This is a genomic window from Nostoc sp. UCD121 (assembly GCF_014222285.1).
Lineage (GTDB): Bacteria > Cyanobacteriota > Cyanobacteriia > Cyanobacteriales > Nostocaceae > Nostoc.
On sequence record NZ_JACKZS010000169.1, the window covers coordinates 1 to 16720 of the forward strand.

At 43.5% G+C, this 16720-nt stretch carries 18 protein-coding genes; 12 read left to right on the top strand and 6 right to left on the bottom strand.

Translation table 11 applies throughout. The features are described 5' to 3' along the window. The first annotated feature begins 153 nt into the window (after nucleotides 1-153). Entirely contained in the window at nucleotides 154-330 is a 177-nt protein-coding gene (locus tag GNF10_RS26965) for a hypothetical protein (RefSeq protein WP_185585151.1), read from the top strand. 125 nt (nucleotides 331-455) lie between these two features. Continuing rightward, complete coding sequence (locus tag GNF10_RS26970; RefSeq protein WP_185585150.1) at nucleotides 456-1460, top strand: aldo/keto reductase; 1005 nt, start codon at nucleotides 456-458, stop codon at nucleotides 1458-1460. 551 nt (nucleotides 1461-2011) lie between these two features. Here GNF10_RS26970 and GNF10_RS26975 read toward each other — a convergent pair. Genes GNF10_RS26975 through GNF10_RS26985 form a run of 3 tightly spaced genes read right to left on the bottom strand, consistent with a single transcriptional unit; the run spans nucleotide 2012 to nucleotide 4950 of the window. Continuing rightward, a complete protein-coding gene (locus GNF10_RS26975) occupies nucleotides 2012-2374 on the bottom strand; it encodes a ferredoxin family protein (RefSeq protein WP_185585149.1) in 363 nt (120 codons plus the stop codon). Further along, nucleotides 2374-3975, bottom strand: a complete 1602-nt coding sequence (locus tag GNF10_RS26980; RefSeq protein WP_185585148.1) for an FAD-dependent oxidoreductase — start codon at nucleotides 3973-3975, stop codon at nucleotides 2374-2376. The genes GNF10_RS26975 and GNF10_RS26980 overlap by 1 nt, the downstream gene beginning before the upstream one ends. 21 nt (nucleotides 3976-3996) lie before the next feature. Continuing rightward, nucleotides 3997-4950 (bottom strand): D-2-hydroxyacid dehydrogenase, encoded by a 954-nt coding sequence (locus tag GNF10_RS26985; protein WP_185585147.1) that lies wholly within the window; start codon nucleotides 4948-4950, stop codon nucleotides 3997-3999. Between the two features lie 568 nt (nucleotides 4951-5518). On the opposite strand from GNF10_RS26985, the gene GNF10_RS26990 reads away from it, so the two are divergent. Both GNF10_RS26990 and GNF10_RS26995 read left to right on the top strand, forming a co-directional pair. Then, the gene (locus tag GNF10_RS26990; protein WP_185585146.1) at nucleotides 5519-6124 is read left to right on the top strand and encodes a nitroreductase family protein; all 606 of its coding nucleotides are present in this window, start codon (nucleotides 5519-5521) and stop codon (nucleotides 6122-6124) included. 313 nt (nucleotides 6125-6437) lie between these two features. Then, nucleotides 6438-6623, top strand: coding sequence for a hypothetical protein (locus tag GNF10_RS26995; RefSeq protein ID WP_260446055.1), 186 nt, complete (start codon nucleotides 6438-6440; stop codon nucleotides 6621-6623). Between the two features lie 85 nt (nucleotides 6624-6708). Here GNF10_RS26995 and GNF10_RS27000 read toward each other — a convergent pair whose 3' ends face one another. Then, nucleotides 6709-8460 carry an ABC transporter ATP-binding protein gene (locus tag GNF10_RS27000; RefSeq protein WP_185585145.1) on the bottom strand — a complete coding sequence of 584 codons (1752 nt, stop codon included), beginning with the start codon at nucleotides 8458-8460 and terminating at the stop codon, nucleotides 6709-6711. A 222-nt stretch (nucleotides 8461-8682) separates the two neighbouring features. Continuing rightward, nucleotides 8683-10590, bottom strand: coding sequence for an ABC transporter ATP-binding protein (locus GNF10_RS27005; protein WP_185585144.1), 1908 nt, complete (start codon nucleotides 10588-10590; stop codon nucleotides 8683-8685). Between the two features lie 463 nt (nucleotides 10591-11053). On the opposite strand from GNF10_RS27005, the gene GNF10_RS27010 reads away from it, so the two are divergent. The 7 genes from GNF10_RS27010 (at nucleotide 11054) to GNF10_RS27040 (ending at nucleotide 15478) form a co-directional block, all read left to right on the top strand. Continuing rightward, nucleotides 11054-11341: a GNAT family N-acetyltransferase gene (locus GNF10_RS27010; RefSeq protein ID WP_185585143.1), complete on the top strand. Its 288-nt coding sequence runs from the start codon at nucleotides 11054-11056 to the stop codon at nucleotides 11339-11341. Nucleotides 11342-11498: 157 nt separating this feature from the next. Then, nucleotides 11499-11675 carry a GNAT family N-acetyltransferase gene (locus GNF10_RS27015; RefSeq protein WP_185592908.1) on the top strand — a complete coding sequence of 59 codons (177 nt, stop codon included), beginning with the start codon at nucleotides 11499-11501 and terminating at the stop codon, nucleotides 11673-11675. Nucleotides 11676-11826: 151 nt separating this feature from the next. Continuing rightward, a complete protein-coding gene (locus tag GNF10_RS27020; RefSeq protein ID WP_185584286.1) occupies nucleotides 11827-12132 on the top strand; it encodes a helix-turn-helix transcriptional regulator in 306 nt (101 codons plus the stop codon). A gap of 21 nt (nucleotides 12133-12153) precedes the next feature. Further along, entirely contained in the window at nucleotides 12154-13008 is an 855-nt protein-coding gene (locus tag GNF10_RS27025) for a phosphate ABC transporter substrate-binding protein (protein WP_185584288.1), read from the top strand. Further along, nucleotides 12989-13843 (top strand): phosphate ABC transporter permease subunit PstC, encoded by an 855-nt coding sequence (gene pstC / locus GNF10_RS27030; protein WP_260446171.1) that lies wholly within the window; start codon nucleotides 12989-12991, stop codon nucleotides 13841-13843. The genes GNF10_RS27025 and pstC overlap by 20 nt, the downstream gene beginning before the upstream one ends. Beyond that, complete coding sequence (pstA, locus tag GNF10_RS27035; RefSeq protein WP_185584293.1) at nucleotides 13836-14675, top strand: phosphate ABC transporter permease PstA; 840 nt, start codon at nucleotides 13836-13838, stop codon at nucleotides 14673-14675. The genes pstC and pstA overlap by 8 nt, the downstream gene beginning before the upstream one ends. Further along, the gene (locus GNF10_RS27040) at nucleotides 14675-15478 is read left to right on the top strand and encodes a phosphate ABC transporter ATP-binding protein (RefSeq protein WP_185584295.1); all 804 of its coding nucleotides are present in this window, start codon (nucleotides 14675-14677) and stop codon (nucleotides 15476-15478) included. The genes pstA and GNF10_RS27040 overlap by 1 nt, the downstream gene beginning before the upstream one ends. Nucleotides 15479-15656: 178 nt before the next feature. Here GNF10_RS27040 and GNF10_RS27045 read toward each other — a convergent pair whose 3' ends face one another. Continuing rightward, complete coding sequence (locus tag GNF10_RS27045) at nucleotides 15657-15917, bottom strand: hypothetical protein (RefSeq protein WP_185584297.1); 261 nt, start codon at nucleotides 15915-15917, stop codon at nucleotides 15657-15659. 124 nt (nucleotides 15918-16041) lie between these two features. Here GNF10_RS27045 and GNF10_RS27050 point away from each other — a divergent pair, with 124 nt between their 5' ends. After that, on the top strand, nucleotides 16042-16221 hold the full coding sequence (locus GNF10_RS27050; protein WP_185592907.1) for a hypothetical protein: 180 nt from the start codon (nucleotides 16042-16044) through the stop codon (nucleotides 16219-16221). The last annotated feature ends 499 nt before the right edge of the window (nucleotides 16222-16720 follow it).

A 16720-nucleotide genomic window follows, 5' to 3' on the forward strand; every position in this document is an offset into this window, starting at 1 on the left:
TACTAATAGTATCCGGGTATTTAATTTAACTAAAATAACAATTTATTCAGGGAATTATAGCCTTAATTATTTTCAAATACTCTAAATCTATCGATAAAGAGAACTATATTAAAAAAGTTTCTTGAAATTTGAAAAGTATACACTATTTGAACTATGAGGTTTCGCCGCAGCCCTGGTTGGATTCACGGTGGCGATCGCTTTACAGATCCGAGAGATTTTACCAACAGCCCTCTCTGCCAAATATTTCCTGATTTCCTGTTCCATATTTCTCATTTATATGCAATTCTTAATATTATAGCTGTTAACTCCGGCAAGTCGATTGATATATAGTATTTTCATCCTAGCTTTTGCAAAGCAATGCTTATAGCTCTGCAATACTCTAGGCAAATCAATGTCAAAAGGCTATAGAAATATCACAACCATTAAGCATCCCAACAAAAAGTAGAGCAAACCGTATGACGAAATATGTAAATCTTGGTAAAACTGGACTCAAAGTATCGCGTATTACACTAGGTACGATGACTTATGGTTTGCGTAAATTGCGCGAATGGGCATTAGAAGAAGAAGAAAGTCGTCCATTTATCAAACTGGCTTTGGAATTGGGGATTAATTTCTTTGATACCGCCGATGTCTATTCCTTGGGTGCTAGTGAAGAAATTGTTGGACGAGCGCTGAAAGACTTTGCTAAACGAGATCAAGTTGTGATTGCTACTAAAGTACATGGCAAAGTCGGCGATGGGCCTAATGACCGAGGACTATCTCGCAAACATATTTTTGACAGCATTGATGCTTCTTTGCGGCGGCTACAGACTGATTATGTAGACTTGTACCAAATTCACCGTTGGGACTATGAAACACCAATTGAAGAAACCCTAGAAGCACTGCATGATATTGTCAAAGCAGGTAAAGTCCGTTACTTAGGAATTTCTAGTGTTTACGCATGGCAGTTTGCTAAAGCTCTTTATACAGCAGACATTCACGGCTGGACTCGTTTTGTATCAATTCAAAATCACTACAACCTAGTTTATCGGGAAGAAGAACGAGAAGTAATACCCTTAGCTTTAGATCAAGGGATTGGGATTATTCCTTGGAGTCCCTTGGCGCGGGGCTTTTTAGCAGGGAATCGCAGTAAGTCAGACCATGGCCAAACACTGCGGGCAAAAACTGATGAATTTGCTCACAATCTCTACTATCAAGATTCAGATTTTAAAGTAGTCGATCGCGTAGTTGAATTAGCCGGAAAACGGGGTGTGAAACCCACACAAATTGCCTTAGCTTGGCTATTGCATCAACCAGGTGTGACATCTCCGATAATTGGCGCTAGTAAGATAGAACATCTTAAAGAGGCTGTGGAGGCGGTGGATTTAGAGCTTTCTGATGAAGAGCGCAAATTTTTAGAGGAACCTTACACGCCCCATCCTATACTAGGGCATCAGCACCCATCTGGAAATCGCCCATGAAACCAATTCGCAATTCGCAATGGGCTAACGCCCCGCTCCGCTAACGCAATTCGCAATTGAATCAAGCCCGACGCTAGGGGCGGGGTTTGTACCTACCTTGGGATACAAGGACTGTTTCGCGCCACTTGCGGGCGAGGTTTTAAACCTTCACTTTTTTCATAAAGTAATCTTGCACCAGGCGACTGGAAGTCACGGCTACACAAGCAAAACCCGCCTACACGGGTTAAAAGCCTTGAGTTAATAGTGTCCCAATCAACCGGGTTTCGACTGCGCTCAACCCTCAGGCGTCGAGAGTTGAGCGCAGCGATGCACTGAGCGTAATTGAAGTGTCGAAACTCGGTTTACTGGCAATACTTACTGTTCGGTTAAGGCAAGAGACGCGATAAATCGCGTCTTTGTGCTTGAGAATTTTCATCAAAAAACCTTAACCGAACCGTATTGGGTTTACTGGTACTTTATTTTCACGTAAGTCCCTTACCTCTTTTTGCCTAAAGTTCGCCAGCACGTAAACTGTGTGGGGAATTCCGCGAAAGAGGTTAAAACCCTGCTGCTTATGTTTCATTCAATCTTGCATTATCCTGTCTCGCCCTGTTCAAAATTCTAAGTTGTTGAGTTGGATCTTTGTCAGTGCCTCCCATTTTGCCATGATGCCAACCCATGTTACGGGTGTAACTACCCAGCAAGTTTTGGGTAATTAACTGTTCTGTATTAACCTCATCATCCAGTTCGGCATAAGGCGACACATAAAGCGCATCAACAGGGCAATACAACTCGCACAAAAAACAAGTCTGACAATCTGATTTACGAGCAATTACAGCTATTCCATCGTCTCCAGAATCAAAGACATCGCGCGGACAAACTTTTACGCAGATATCACAGCCGATACAGCGATCGCTATTAACAATTTCAATCATTATGCTACCTCTTGCAACTGATTTTCTGCGACAACCACAACATCATCGATACCACTGGTAAATATTCTTCTTGTTTGTTGCACGTCAGTTTTTGTAAAATCTGTGCGTCGGTGCATTCCTCTACTTTCTTTACGTGCATCCGCACTCGCCCAGATCCAGCGAGCTGTGGCCGCCATCGCCGCAGCTTCCCGTGCGCGTAGAGCATTGCGACCTTCACCTACTAGATAATCGCTAATATCTGCCCATACTGCATCCAAACGTTGACGTGACAGCCCTATCCTCGCTCCAGAACGAAAGAAATTAACATCAAGCGGCAAGGTTTCAGCCTGAACAGCACTAATCGCTTCCGATATTAGCTCATCTTCTAGCGGCTGTTTACGGGGACGCAAACCTGCTTGACCTAAACCACGAACCAAGCGTGTCCCGGCTTTGTCGCCTAAAGAGGCAGCAAAAAGTGCTGCTGCGCGACCACTCCAAGTCCCACTAGCGATCGCCCAAGATGCATTCGGGCTTCCCCCTCCTGAAACTGCCCCTGTAAGATTTTCCCGAGAGGCTGCATCACCGGCGGCATAAAGTCCGGGCACTTTTGTAGCGCAATCATTGTTGATGATTTCCAGTCCACCTACGCCGCGAACAGTTCCTTCGGAGCGTAGTGTCACTGGAAAGGGTTGCTGGAATGGATCTAAACCAATCCTCTCAAATGGTAGAAAGCAGTTAGGTTGACCTTGGCGCAACCATTCATGTTCGATAGAGTTGCCGCGATTCATTAGGGCATACACTTTTTCACCCGCAACCAACTGGCGTGCAATACGTACAGCTCGGTCTTCCCCAGTTTCCGGTAAGGGAGAGCCATCCTCCAAATAAAAACTGGCGAAGGTAAAGGTCAATCCCTTGGTCACGGAAGTATGAGCAGGTGACAAGCCATATTGCGAGGAAAATTCCATTCCAGATAGCCTGACTCCTGCCTCTGCTGCCATGAGATAACCATCACCAGTATTACCATCGCAACCTAGTGCATGAGACAGAAAAGCGCATCCGCCAGTCGCCAGCACAACCGCACCTGCTCTGACTTCCCAGCGATTCCCAGTGCGCGGATGAATACCTGCTGCACCTGCGATCGCACCATCGGCCCAAAGTAGTTCGAGTGCGGGATGATGGTCAAGAATGCTTACACCAGCTGCGATCGCTCTTTGGCGCATGAAGCGCATATAATCTGGCCCGCGCAAGTTAGCACGGTAGGGATTGCCCTGCTCATCAAAAGGGAAAGGATAGCCGTTATCCCCTAAATCATCTAAACCTATTTGTGCCTGCTCAATCACACGCTGCAACCAACGGCGATCGGCAAGTCCTGATGAGCGAGACAGCCGACGCTCAATTTCTGCATCACGTTCTGCGCCTTTGGGAAGATACCATGCGCCAGTATTGGATGGAGCTGTTGCTCCTGATGTACCGCAATACCCCTTATCTGCTAGGACGACACGGGCACCTTGCTTTGCTGCTGAAAGTGCTGCCCAAGTGCCAGCCGGCCCGCCACCCAGAACTAAGACATCAGTGGTAATTACACTCTGTGCTGCCGAGACTTGAAAAGTTTTTGTATTCATATCATCGCTGTATAAATTTGTTTAGTATCCTGCTTCCTTATTGACTACATTCCGTAAAGGCTTATTGCCTCGGTAACGCTCTAAGTTATCAAGGAACAGGTTTGTAATGCGTCCTTTTAATGCTGGGGAAATTGCGGAAGTATGGGGTGTAATAAAGAGATTAGGCAACGACCATAGAGGGCTTTCTGGCGGTAGGGGTTCAATAGAAACTGTGTCTAATCCTGCACCTGCAATCCAGCCTTCAGTGAGAGCCTTAGTTAATGCTGATTCATCTACAACTGCACCGCGACCGACATTAATTAAATAAGCATGACTGGGTAGCGATCGCAGTACAGCTTCATCAATTAAAGCTTTGGTTTCTGGTGTTAGAGGTGTCGCCACAATTATATAGTCAACTTCTGGCAACAATGCGTGCCATTCATTTGTGCCGACGATTTTATCAAAATTTGGTAGAGGTTCAGGACGACGACGACCACCCCAAACTCTCGCCCCAAATGGTTTAATACGAGCTGCGATCGCCTGACCTATGTTTCCAGTCCCAAGAATTAACACAGTTGAATTTGCTAACTCTGGTAGTACTAACCAGCTTTTTTCCCATTTGCGTTGATCGTGATCTGCTTGCAATTGCCGTAACTGCTTGGCGTGATAGAGGATCAAACTTAAGACAAATTCCGAAATCGGAATTGCATGAACCCCCGCGCCATTAGTCAGAGTAATATCGTGTTCGAGAAAAATCGGTGTCAAAATGTGATTTACACCAGCACTAGGAGTCTGTTGCCAACGTATTCCAGGAGCAGCTGTCAGCACCTTGTGTAGAGTGGTTGGCTTCAATTTGAACCCATTGAGATAAATTTCCGCATCACTAGCATCACCATCAAAATTACCATCACTATCTACCCGCACAAATTTTGTATCCGATGGTAAGTGTGGCTCAATCTCGGCAGTAAGTTCTATCGGTAAAATTAGTTTGACCACGGGTTAATCCTTCACGCTAAATAGTCAATGGGCATGGAGAAATAAATGCAATATATCAAAGGAAGCGATCGCCACTGAAAACATAGTACTATAAATCGATAAATTTACCGTATTATACAATTAATCAACAAAGTTGTTTCTCTCCTGCAATGCTGGATTGCTCATGCTGGCTCACTATTTACATCTAAAAATCAATGAAAGCCTAGATTGTTAGCTTTGCTAAGTTTAAAAAAAAAAGGCTAAAAGTTTCCGTTTCTTAATCCTAGTTATCAAAGAAAGGCAGAGGGCAGGAGGCAGAAGGCAGAAGGGAATTCTGACTCCTAACTAAAGCCTGTGACTAAAGGGAACTTGGGTTTAAAACCCCGACCAAATTAAAAATTTGGTCGCTCTTATTAAGGAGGGGTCTGAATCGTCTGAATCCCCTTATTAATAAAACCTTCTGCCTTCTGCCTTCTGCCTCCTGCCTCCTGCCTCCTACCTTCTGCCCTCTGCCCTCTGCCTCCTGCCTTCTGCCTCCTGCCTCCTTCAATTGACAACTTACTGAGTATCGATAAGGAAATTCATTAAAATGACGCAGAAACTTGCCCAAACACAATACCCTGTTCATGACTTGATCCAGAGTCGTTGGAGTCCTAGAGCTTTTGCCGATCGCTCAGTTGAGCAGGATAAACTACTCTCATTGCTAGAAGCAGCTCGTTGGGCACCTTCTTCTTACAATCATCAGCCTTGGAGCTTTATTGTTGCCACCAAAGATGACTCAACAGAATACAATCGTCTACTTAGTACCTTGGTTGAGTTTAATCAAGGATGGGCGAAAAACGCTCCAGTACTGATACTTGCAGTCGCTAAAATCCTTACTGACGACGGGAAAACAAACAGACACGCATTTCATGATGTCGGACTGGCTTTAGAAAACCTGATCCTTCAGGCAACTTCTCTAGGTTTATTTGCCCATCAAATAGCAGGATTTAATGGAGATACCGCGAGAGAAATATACCAAATTCCAGAAAACTATGAGCCTGCAACTGTGGTGACAGTTGGTTATCCTGGCGATCCCCAAAGCCTCCCTGATGGACTACGCGATCGTGAACAGGCTCCCCGTGTCCGCAAGCCGTTGAAGGAATTTGTCTTTACTGGACAGTGGGGACATACCTCAGCCTTATTGAAAGACTAAAGATCGAGGCTGAAGTATGTAGATACGTTCGACATACTCCAAAACAGAACGCGAAGGAAATTAACAAAAAAGAATTACTATATGACCCAAGAAAATTTGGGTAGTAAAGGTTACGACGGCTTTGCGATCGCCCGATTGGCTGTCTTTCCCATACTTAAAGACTTGTATTCACTAATAACCCATTTAAGATGAGCAAATCGAAGCAATTAAAACTGGGTGCATTCATGCACCCGGTCAGCATACATAGAGACGGGCGCGGGCAATTGGACGTGACCCAGACAGTATAAAAATCCTTCCAGGTGCTTTAGTCATCGTGGGGGAAACCGTCGCACAGGCGCGTGCCAAGCGTGAACATTTGGACAGTCTAGTACATTATGACAGTGGGATTGCCAGCCTGAATAGCGCCCTTGGCTACGACGTTTCGGGCTTTGATCCAGCCGGTTGCTTACCGGAAATTCCCCAGAGTTACAGCAGGAGTTCTATCGGGGGCGGTTGCTGACGGGGTTGGCGGCGGTGGGGTCAGGCTGACGGTGGAATGTCTTTTGGGGGCGAGGGATGGGCGGTTGAGTTTGAGCCACAACAGTTCAAGCTTCGTCTTGCATACTAACTAGCTTGGCGTAATAACCATCCTGGGCAATTAGTTCGTTATGGCTGCCAGCTTCCACGATATGCCCTTGCTCAAGTACGTATATCCTATCTACATAACGTGTCGCCAACAAACGGTGAGAAACTAATACTGTAGTAAGTCCATTCCTGATCGCTCGCAATTGCGATAGAACTAAAGCCTCAGTTTTAGTATCTAATGCAGAAAAACAATCGTCTAACAGCAAGATGGGGGTCTGGCGAATCAGCCCACGAGCTAGGCTGGTTCTTTGTTTCTGTCCACCTGATAAAGTTACCCCACGCTCGCCAATCAATGTGGATAAACCTGCACTAAATTTGTTAATTGTTGCTTCAAGCTGTGCATATCGAGCAGCCTGCCAAATAGATTCGGGTGGTCGATCTGGCTTATCGAATGAAATATTTTCTGAAATTGGTGCTGCAAATAAGAAAGCATCTTGGGGTACAAATGACAGATTCTGACGCAAGTGATTCAGTGGAACGTCTTTTAAATCTTGCCCATCCAATTTGATTTGTCCACTATTAGGCTCCAATTGCCTGGCCAGCAGTCGCAACAAGGTAGATTTACCAGAGCCTACACGACCGATAATAGCAATCATTTCGCCAGGGCTGATACTCAGGGATATGTGTTCTAGAACCAGACGCGATGGCAGCCCAGCACTAACTGGGTAACTATACAATAGATTTTCAACTGCAATTTCGCCATTGATCGGCTGGGCTGATAAGCCTGTTGGGACATCTTCAATCTCTGGCTTTTCATCCATAATCTCAAATACTCTGGTTGCAGCAGTAGTAGCATTGAGCAAAGCATACATAACAAAACTACTTTCCTTGATCACCCCCAAAATCATTGCTAAATAAAAGATGAAAGCTGTCAGCGTGCCAACACTGATTTGCCCAGCTAAGACTTGCTTACCACCCACACCAACAACGATTAAGGTCATCAAACCACTACCCAGCACAATGGAGGCAGTGAGAATAGCGTTCAAATTGATCAACTTTTGATGAGCTAGCGCATAACAATTTGACACGCCTGTAAAATGGTTAATCTCACGCTGTTCCTGGGCATGAGACTGAATGGTACGGATACCCTTGAGGTTTTGTTGTACTGTTTCTGTCAACTTACCAAAACCCGCTTGTACCGCTGCCGATGCCAATAAAATACGCCCAGCTAAATACCAGCCGTTAACAACTATTACTACTAACAAAGGAAGGAGCAACAATGTCAACTGGAGCGATTGTTGTAACATAAAAATTGGGGCAATCAACGTCACACCAATAAGGCTCACCAATCGATGCACACCAGATCGGAAAAAGCGACGAATGGATTCCATGTCATTAGTCGCTCGTGCAATCAAGTCACCCAAATGATAGTTTGCATAGAAGCCACGACCAAGCCTTTGTAAGTGTGCATAGAATGCTTGCCGTAAATCATAAGATATGTAAATTGAAATCAGTGCATTTTTGCGACGACCAAAGTGCAGGATAGCAAAGCGCACAACTGTCAAACCAAGTATCGCCAGAGTCGGTAATAAAATATTTTCATCCTGTTTTGAAATCAAATCGATACCGACTTTTAAATAGATAGGAATGACAGCTTCAACAACATGAACACTCAGAAGAGCTATTACTGCTATTAGCCACTGGGAACGATAAGGTTTGAAGTAGTAAAAAATTCGCTGTAACACAGCTAAAGTATGTAAATTTGATTTCATTTTCTTGGTCAGCTATTATCAGTTTAATTTGGCTGTATAGAGAAACATTTCTATTAGACAAAAGCAATTATTTTGTCAAATTACTCAATCACAGCAATTTATATTAATAAGACTTACAGCTTGTAATTCCCAATCAAATAATAAAGTTAATACAGTTGGCAAATCACTTTAGTTAAGATTCATTTTTTGTCCAAACGTATTTCTGAAAAATTGCTTCAATATTTAGACATCCTGAGTTAGGCGGGATGATGTGTTTTCACGTCTACGTTTGTACAATTGCGCTTCATAAAGGGTTTTATAAAAACCATTACGAAGCATTAATTCCTTGTGGTTTCCTACCTCCACTAGTTGACCATGATTTAAAACCACAATGCGGTCTGCTCGGCGAATAGTCTGTAATCTGTGGGCAATAGTGATAGAAGTTCTGTTGGCTGTTACTTTCACCAAAGCTGCTTGTATAGCAGCTTCAGTTTCCGGATCAATACTAGCAGTGGCTTCATCCAGAATCAGAATTTCAGGATTTAAGGCAATGACACGAGTAAACGCTAATAACTGGCGTTGTCCTTGCGATAGATTTTGGCCACGGTCTTCCAATACCGTATCAAAGCCTAGTGGCAAGGCTTCAATGAAATCTAGGGTCTGTATCAGTTCAGCGGCTTTTCGGGCATCTTCCTGCGTAATAGTTGGATTACCCAAGGCGATGTTGTCATAGACAGTACCAGGGAAAAGATGAAAGTCTTGAAAGATGATACCTACACGCTTACGGATCTGTGCAGGATCTATCTGCATGATGTCGATGCCATCTATGAATAAGCTATTTTCAGGCACATCGTAAAAACGACAGATGAGCCGCGTCAATGTCGTCTTGCCAGAACCAGTGGGCCCGACTATGGCGATGTTTTCTCCTGGTGCTACAGAAAGACTGAAGTGACGAATAACTGTTTCGCCGTTTTCATAACAAAAATTCAGATCGCGAAACTCAATTCGACCTTGCAAACCTTCAGGTAAGGGTACAGGTTGCAACGGCACGGACAAAGATTCGTTCCAGTCCAACAACCCGAATATGCGATCGCAAGCTGCCGCCGCTCGAAACACCGCATTTGCTTGATCCCCCAAAGCCACAATTGGACGGAACAACATATCACTAAATTGCAAGAACAACACGACCGATCCCAGGGTAGTAGTCTGGTTAAGTACGTGTTGCCCGCCTAACCACAAGATACTAGCGATCGCTAAATAGGATATGTTGTCGATGATCGGATTGTATACAGTCTCTGCCATGATAGCCTTAGTCTCAGCTACCCGATTGGCTTGGTTAATAGCAGAGTACTGTTGAAAGCTCAGTGCTTCTCGCCCGGACATCTGCACAATCTCAATACCTGATAGATGTTCGTGCAAATGCTCGTTGAGACGCGATAAAGTGCTACGGATGACTTGATAGATCGAACTAGAATAACGTCTAAAAATTACGATTACACCCGCCACAAACAACATAAAAGGTGATAGTTTTACGGCAAGCATCGCATCCAAAGATAACATTACGCTTACAGCAACAACCAATGGAATTAATTCTCCAGCCAACGCACCGACACCAGTCAAAAGTTCGGACAAACTCTCGATGTCGTTGGTAATCCGGGTCAATACCTGCCCGACCATAACCCGATCGTAAAAAGCAGATGGCAAATGCTCGACATGGGCAAACAAATCGCGGCGCAAGTCACTCAAACCCAACAGTGCTGCATAAGACAGTTGAGAGCGAAAGGCATACCCAAAGCCAGACCACAGCAGTACCCAAAGTAAACCAACAAGGATGGCAGCAATTATTTGTTCGATGTTTAATGTGGTTGATAACCATTGGATTAATGCCGTTTGTCCATAATCTGGTAGATCAGTCCGGTAATTATGCATCAAGATACCGTCTACTACCACCCGGCTCACTACGACTGGTATCAAGACGGCAGATGTAGCCGAAAGCATTGTAAACACCAGAGCTAACGCAATGCGCCAGCGATACGGAGCCATCCAGTGCCGCAATCGCCAGACATTGCTAACAAAGGAGTTACGCTTATTGATTGATACTTCAAAGGGGTCAAGCCGACCAAGAATGTTAGAGGTCTTTGATGATGTCATAGTTTTATCCCCCAAGACTTAGGCATTAACAAGTTAGATCAGTCTTCTGTATAGATTTGTGACTGCTTTACAGGTTGCTTTTAGTTGTGGCAAAGTTAGTTTTTCGCTAAGTCATGTAATCATTGCTTTTTTGATGTGTTTGCTACTGGAGCAATCTGTAAATTTCCGGTATTCTTGATTCAAGATTAAGCTGATATTTTACTTCTTCTATTTCCAACTGCTTGTTTTAGTTACTGGAACTACTTTTTAATAAAATACTGTTAATCGGTCGAGCTATCGTATTTAATGAAGCTTAATAGTCTCATGAACCAGAGTAAAAAGCAAGCATAAAAATATATAGCAATTCTTGCTATGAGAATGATTAGTTAATTCTTGGCTTATGCTTTGTGTAGGGCGCAAATCGACGGGATGGTTTACCAAGGTAGTGTGATCATAGCGATGCTATGCAAATAGCATGATTACTATGGCGGACATAGAGATCCGAACTTTTGAACTTACTGATGAGTCTGCCGTCATTGCCCTATGGATGCGGTGTGGTTTAACTCGACCCTGGAATGATCCCAAAAAGGACATTGAGCGAAAGCTTTGTGTACAACCCCATCTTTTTCTTGTAGGTACAACTGGGCAGGAGCTTATAGCAACAGTTATGGCAGGGTATGAGGGGCATCGAGGTTGGATAAATTACCTTGCCGTTGCCCCACAATATCAGCGTCAAGTCGCTTCGCTCCAATTAAAAATTAAAAATTATTAATTAAAAATTGCAATAAGTGGGGGCTTGAACCCACCACTTATTGTAGACCACTGAATCAAAGATTCAGTGGGGGCTTGTACCCCAAATTAATTAATTAAAAATTATTATTCTTTTTACATTTTTAATTTTTAACTTTTAATTAAAAAAAGGTCAAGGAATTGGAAGGTTGATGATTTTAGAAGCCGAACAACTCCTTGTGGAAGCAGGTTGTCCGAAAATTAATTTGCTAGTGCGGACTACAAATAGCGAAGTTATTAGATTTTATGAACGTTTGGGATATGTTATTGACGATGTTATCAGCTTGGGCAAACGTCTTGAATCCGATGAATCATGATCTGAATTGCGATCGCTATTCATGCATCGTCTGTAATTGTGCGATCCGTTCCGCACTTTCTATCACTCTGGAAAAAGAAATATGATAGACTCTAGAAGGTTTGAAAAATTTTTCATATCAATAATTATTCAAGCCATAGTAAGGATAAGTGATGAACTTTAAAAATGCATCATCTACAGACTTTTGCGCCCGTCAACTTAAAGCTTTAGCAGATACGACACGTCTATCTGTTGTGAAAATTCTCATGGAAGGCCCGAAACACGTCGGAGAACTGAATGCTGTCTTGAAGCTAGAGCAGAGTTTGTTATCGCACCATTTAAAAATTTTGCGGGAAGCAGGTTTTGTGGAGGCGACACGAGATGGCAAGGCAGTACTTTATCATTTTGTACCGACGATTCGACAGGTCAACACTGCTAAAGCAATTGATTTAGGCTGTTGTCTGCTCTGTTTTGAATAAAAATTTAGACGCAATTTTTCGATGAAACAACTCAAAACCCTAGCATTTATTACTGTCGGTTTCACAATTTGCTTGGGACTATTATCTTGTACACAATCTTCAAAAACAGCTACTCAACCAACCAATCAATTACAGGGAAAGTTAGTTTTAACAGGCTCTAGTACAGTAGCACCGTTGGCAGCAGAAATTGGTAAGCGATTTGAATCAGAGCATCCTGATGTACGAGTGGATGTGCAAACAGGAGGTTCATCTCGCGGTATTGCTGATGCGCGTACAGGCGTTGCTAACATTGGGATGGCATCTCGTAGCCTCAAAGAGGAAGAAAAAGACTTACAAGCTTTTGCTATTGCCCGCGATGGAATTGGCATTATTTTGCATAAAGAAAATTCCATAAAATCCCTCTCAAATCAACAAGTTATCGATATTTACACTGGTAAGATTAACAACTGGCAACAAGTTAGTGGCAAAAATGCACCGATTACAGTTGTCAACAAAGCTGAGGGACGTTCTACCCTCGAATTGTTTCTTGGCTACTTCAAACTCAAGAATAGCGATATCAAATCATCGGTTGTGATTGGGGACAATCAGCAAGGCATTAAGACAGTAGCAGGTAATCCTAACGCTATTGGATATGTATCTATTGGTACTGCTGAATTTAGTATCAACAACGGCGATCCGATTAAGTTATTGCCTTTAAATGGAGTCGCAGCTACCACAGAAAATGTCCGAAATGGGAAGTTTCCACTTTCCCGTCCCCTGAATTTGGTTACTAAAACTCAGCCGGCAGGGTTAGAGCGAGCATTTATTGAGTTTGCACAGTCGCCGCAAGTCCATGAAATTGTTAAAAAGCAAGATTTTGTCCCCGTCTCAAAGTGATATCGTTCTCCTGTGGATATTACGGTTATTAGCTCTAATCACAAGTATTATTGTTGTCTTAATTACCGGATTCTTATTACTCGAAGCATTGCCAATACTGCGACAGGTAGGATGGTTGCATTTTGTCAGCGATCGCTCTTGGCATCCAGCTGAAGGATTATATAACCTGATGCCGATGCTGTGGGGAAGTCTGTTGGTGACACTCGGTTCTGTACTGTTGGCTGCACCTTTAGGGATTGGCTCGGCAATATTTTGTCAGTATTATGCTCCTCCTTTGGTTGGCGGATTTTATCGGCAGTTAATTGAGTTACTGGCAGGTATTCCTTCTGTAGTTTACGGGTTCTGGGGTTTGGTCGTCCTCGTGCCACTGATTGCTAAACTCCAACCACCAGGAGCTAGCCTGCTAGCGGGAATTACTATTTTGACATTAATGATTTTGCCAACGATCGCCTTAACAGCACAAGCCAGTTTTTCTGAAGTCCCGACTGAGTATTTACAGGGTGCAGCCGCTTTAGGAATTTCTCGCTGGGCAACAATCAGAAGCGTTGTTTTAACGGCTGCTAAGTCTGGTATATTTACTGGTTTGATTTTAGGAACGGGACGGGCCATTGGCGAAACAATGGCAGTCTTGATGGTTTGTGGCAATGTCGTCCAAATACCCACAAGCTTATTTGACCCCCTTCGTACCCTCACTGCCAATATTGCTTTAGAAATGGCTTATGCCACAGGAAATCACCGTTCAGCACTGTTTGTCAGTGGCTTGTTGCTGATGGTGGCGATCGCCGCTTTAGTAGGCGTTGCCGAAGTTATAAGCAGGAAAAACATTTATGGCTAAAAAATCGCTTCTACTACCTACTCTTGTGCTTTGGGCGATCGCTTTATTTGTCACCGCCGTTTTCTGCTGGATTTTAGGCGATATCGTGTGGCACGGTGTAGGGCAGATTTCCTGGGAATTTTTGACAACTGAACCTCGAAATGCGGGACGCGAGGGAGGAATTGCCCCGATTCTGATTTCTACTTGTCTGATATTGGGGGTTTGTATGGCGGTTTCTCTCCCCCTTGGTGTTGGTACTGCCGTACTGTTAGCCGAGTTTACAGCCACTGAAAGTGTCTTTGGGCGTTTAGTGCGTCGCAGTTTGGATGTGTTGGCGGGAGTCCCATCTATTGTTTTTGGCTTGTTTGGTAACGCCTTTTTCTCGATTCGCTTGGGATTAGGCTTTTCGATTTTGTCCGGTGGATTGACTTTGGCTTGTATGGTGTTGCCAATTCTGATTCGTTCCACAGAAGCAGGATTTCGGAGTGTTCCGGCTGATTATCGATTAGGGGCTGCGGCTTTAGGATTATCACGCACTACCACATTATGGAAACTGCTATTACCAGCAGCGACACCTGGATTAGTTGTGGGTTTGGTTCTGGGAATTGGCAGAGCGATCGCTGAGACAGCCGCACTGATTTTTACCAGTGGTTATGTAGATCGAATGCCAGAGTCATTACTTGATTCTGGGCGATCGCTATCGATTCACATTTTCGATTTATCAATGAATGTTGCTGGTGGGGATGCTAACGCCTACGCCTCTGCCTTAGTGTTGTTGATTTTATTGTTGCTGGTAAATGGTATCGCAACGTGGACAGCCCGATTTTGGTTAGGTAGGAGGATTACATCTTAATGAACAAATCGCAACTTAGACAAAATTCTCGCTTATCTCTGCCTTCAATGCAAACCGAGCAGCTGAGTTTATATTATGGCAAAAAAGCTGCTTTTACAGACGTAACCATGCCGATCGCAGCAGGTAAGATTACTGCACTGGTGGGGCCTTCTGGTTGTGGCAAAACCAGTTTTTTGAGTTGTCTCAATCGCTTGACTGATTTAATACCTCATACCAAAGTTGTAGGAAGCATTCGTTTAGATGGTTTAGAAATTCTTAATAATCGGATAGATGCGATCGCCCTACGTCGGCGTGTGGGTACAATCTTTCAAAAGCCCAATCCTTTCCCCTTCTCAATCTGGAAGAATCTGGCATTTCCACTACAAGAACACGGGATCAAAAACCGCGAAAAACTTGATTGGCTGATTGAAACCACACTTCAAGATGTCGGACTGTGGAATGAAGTCAAGGATCGACTTCATACCTCTGCCTTATCTCTGTCTGGCGGACAAAAGCAGCGTTTGTGTATTGCTCGTGCTTTAGTTCTGCAACCAGAAGTTTTATTATTTGATGAACCCTGTAGTGCCCTCGATCCGATTTCTAGTGGGGTAGTTGAGGATTTAATTGCCAGTTTGCGAGGACGTTACACAGTGGTAATTGTCACCCACAACCTCGCTCAAGCTAGACGCATTGGCGATTACGCTGCCCTGTTTTGGGTACAAGCAGAAATGGGAAGATTAATCGAGTATGGTACAGTAGAACAGATTTTTACCTCACCACAGAACGATTTGACGGCTGGTTATGTGAATGGTATTCGCGGGTAGTCTTCACATCCACACTGGTAAATATTTTTTCCTACACCCGACACCCAACCCCCCACACCCAGACCTAGCGATAATTTCACGTTTACAAGCGTGCCATTAGTTACTTGACCATTAATTTAAATCTGGTGTCACTCAGGCGCAATGAGTTTGAGGCGATTACCTCGAAATTAGAATAACTTCAGGCTGTTGCCGATGGCTCCTCACCAATTCCCAGTTCCTTCTTACTGCGCTTTAACTGTTTCCAAAGTTCCTTAATTTGCTGATAAGCCTCTTTGGGGTCAAGCTTACCATTACTTTCTAAACTGGTGATTATGCCAACTTTTTGAGCAAATTCTTGCAAGTTAGCATTAAATACTAAGTTTTCTGGTTTAACTTGTCCGTAGTAGCGACCACGAGGGTAAAGGAATTTATTTTTGTCTTCCTCATGAGACTGGTTCATGACTTCACCTCCCTACTAATAAGTTTTCACCAATAATGTCAACCCAGTTTCAACTATTTCCTTAGCCAAATGGCTGCTTGGAAATATAGTTAGCGATCGCTGGAATTATGAGCCTTTTTTTAGTATGACTCATAGTCCAAAATCATCAAATGTAGAGTGGAAGAATTTCAGCCATTTAGCTTCTTGGCTGCCAGATGGTCTTGCCATGAAGCCAAAAATAGCCCAAGAATCGAATCTCATTCAGATTGCTGAAGCGTTATACCAATTTAATATGAAGCTGCATAGAAAAGAGCTTCCAGGATAAAGTTATAAGAAGAGACAGAAATTACCTGCTCAAATGTAAGTTGGTCGAATATTTCTTGGATGCGCTCGCGTAAAGCTTGTAAAGAAGAGAAAAGTTGATTTTTGAGAGGTTTCTTGAGAGCTTGCCTTCTTCCTTTCAATGGGATTGAGTTCAGGGGCTGAAGCTGGTTGAAACAGAGGAATAATATTTTCTGGCTAAACAATTGCAGAACTTGTATGAGCAGGTGCTTGATCAATCTGTAAAATAGCGTAATCACTACCTAATTGCACAGATAGCCAGTCCAAAAACTGCTGAAAACACTCGCCATCCAGTTTTGGATATTCATAATAGACCTCTTGCAAAATTATTTTATGGCAAAAACCATTACGAGCAAGAATTAACCAAACACATCTGGAAAGTGAAGTTATAACAAACAATGACAGATAAACAAGACTTAGCTCCGGTAAAAATTCGGCTCAAAGAAAACTACCGAGAACGCATATTTGCAGAATCCCAACAA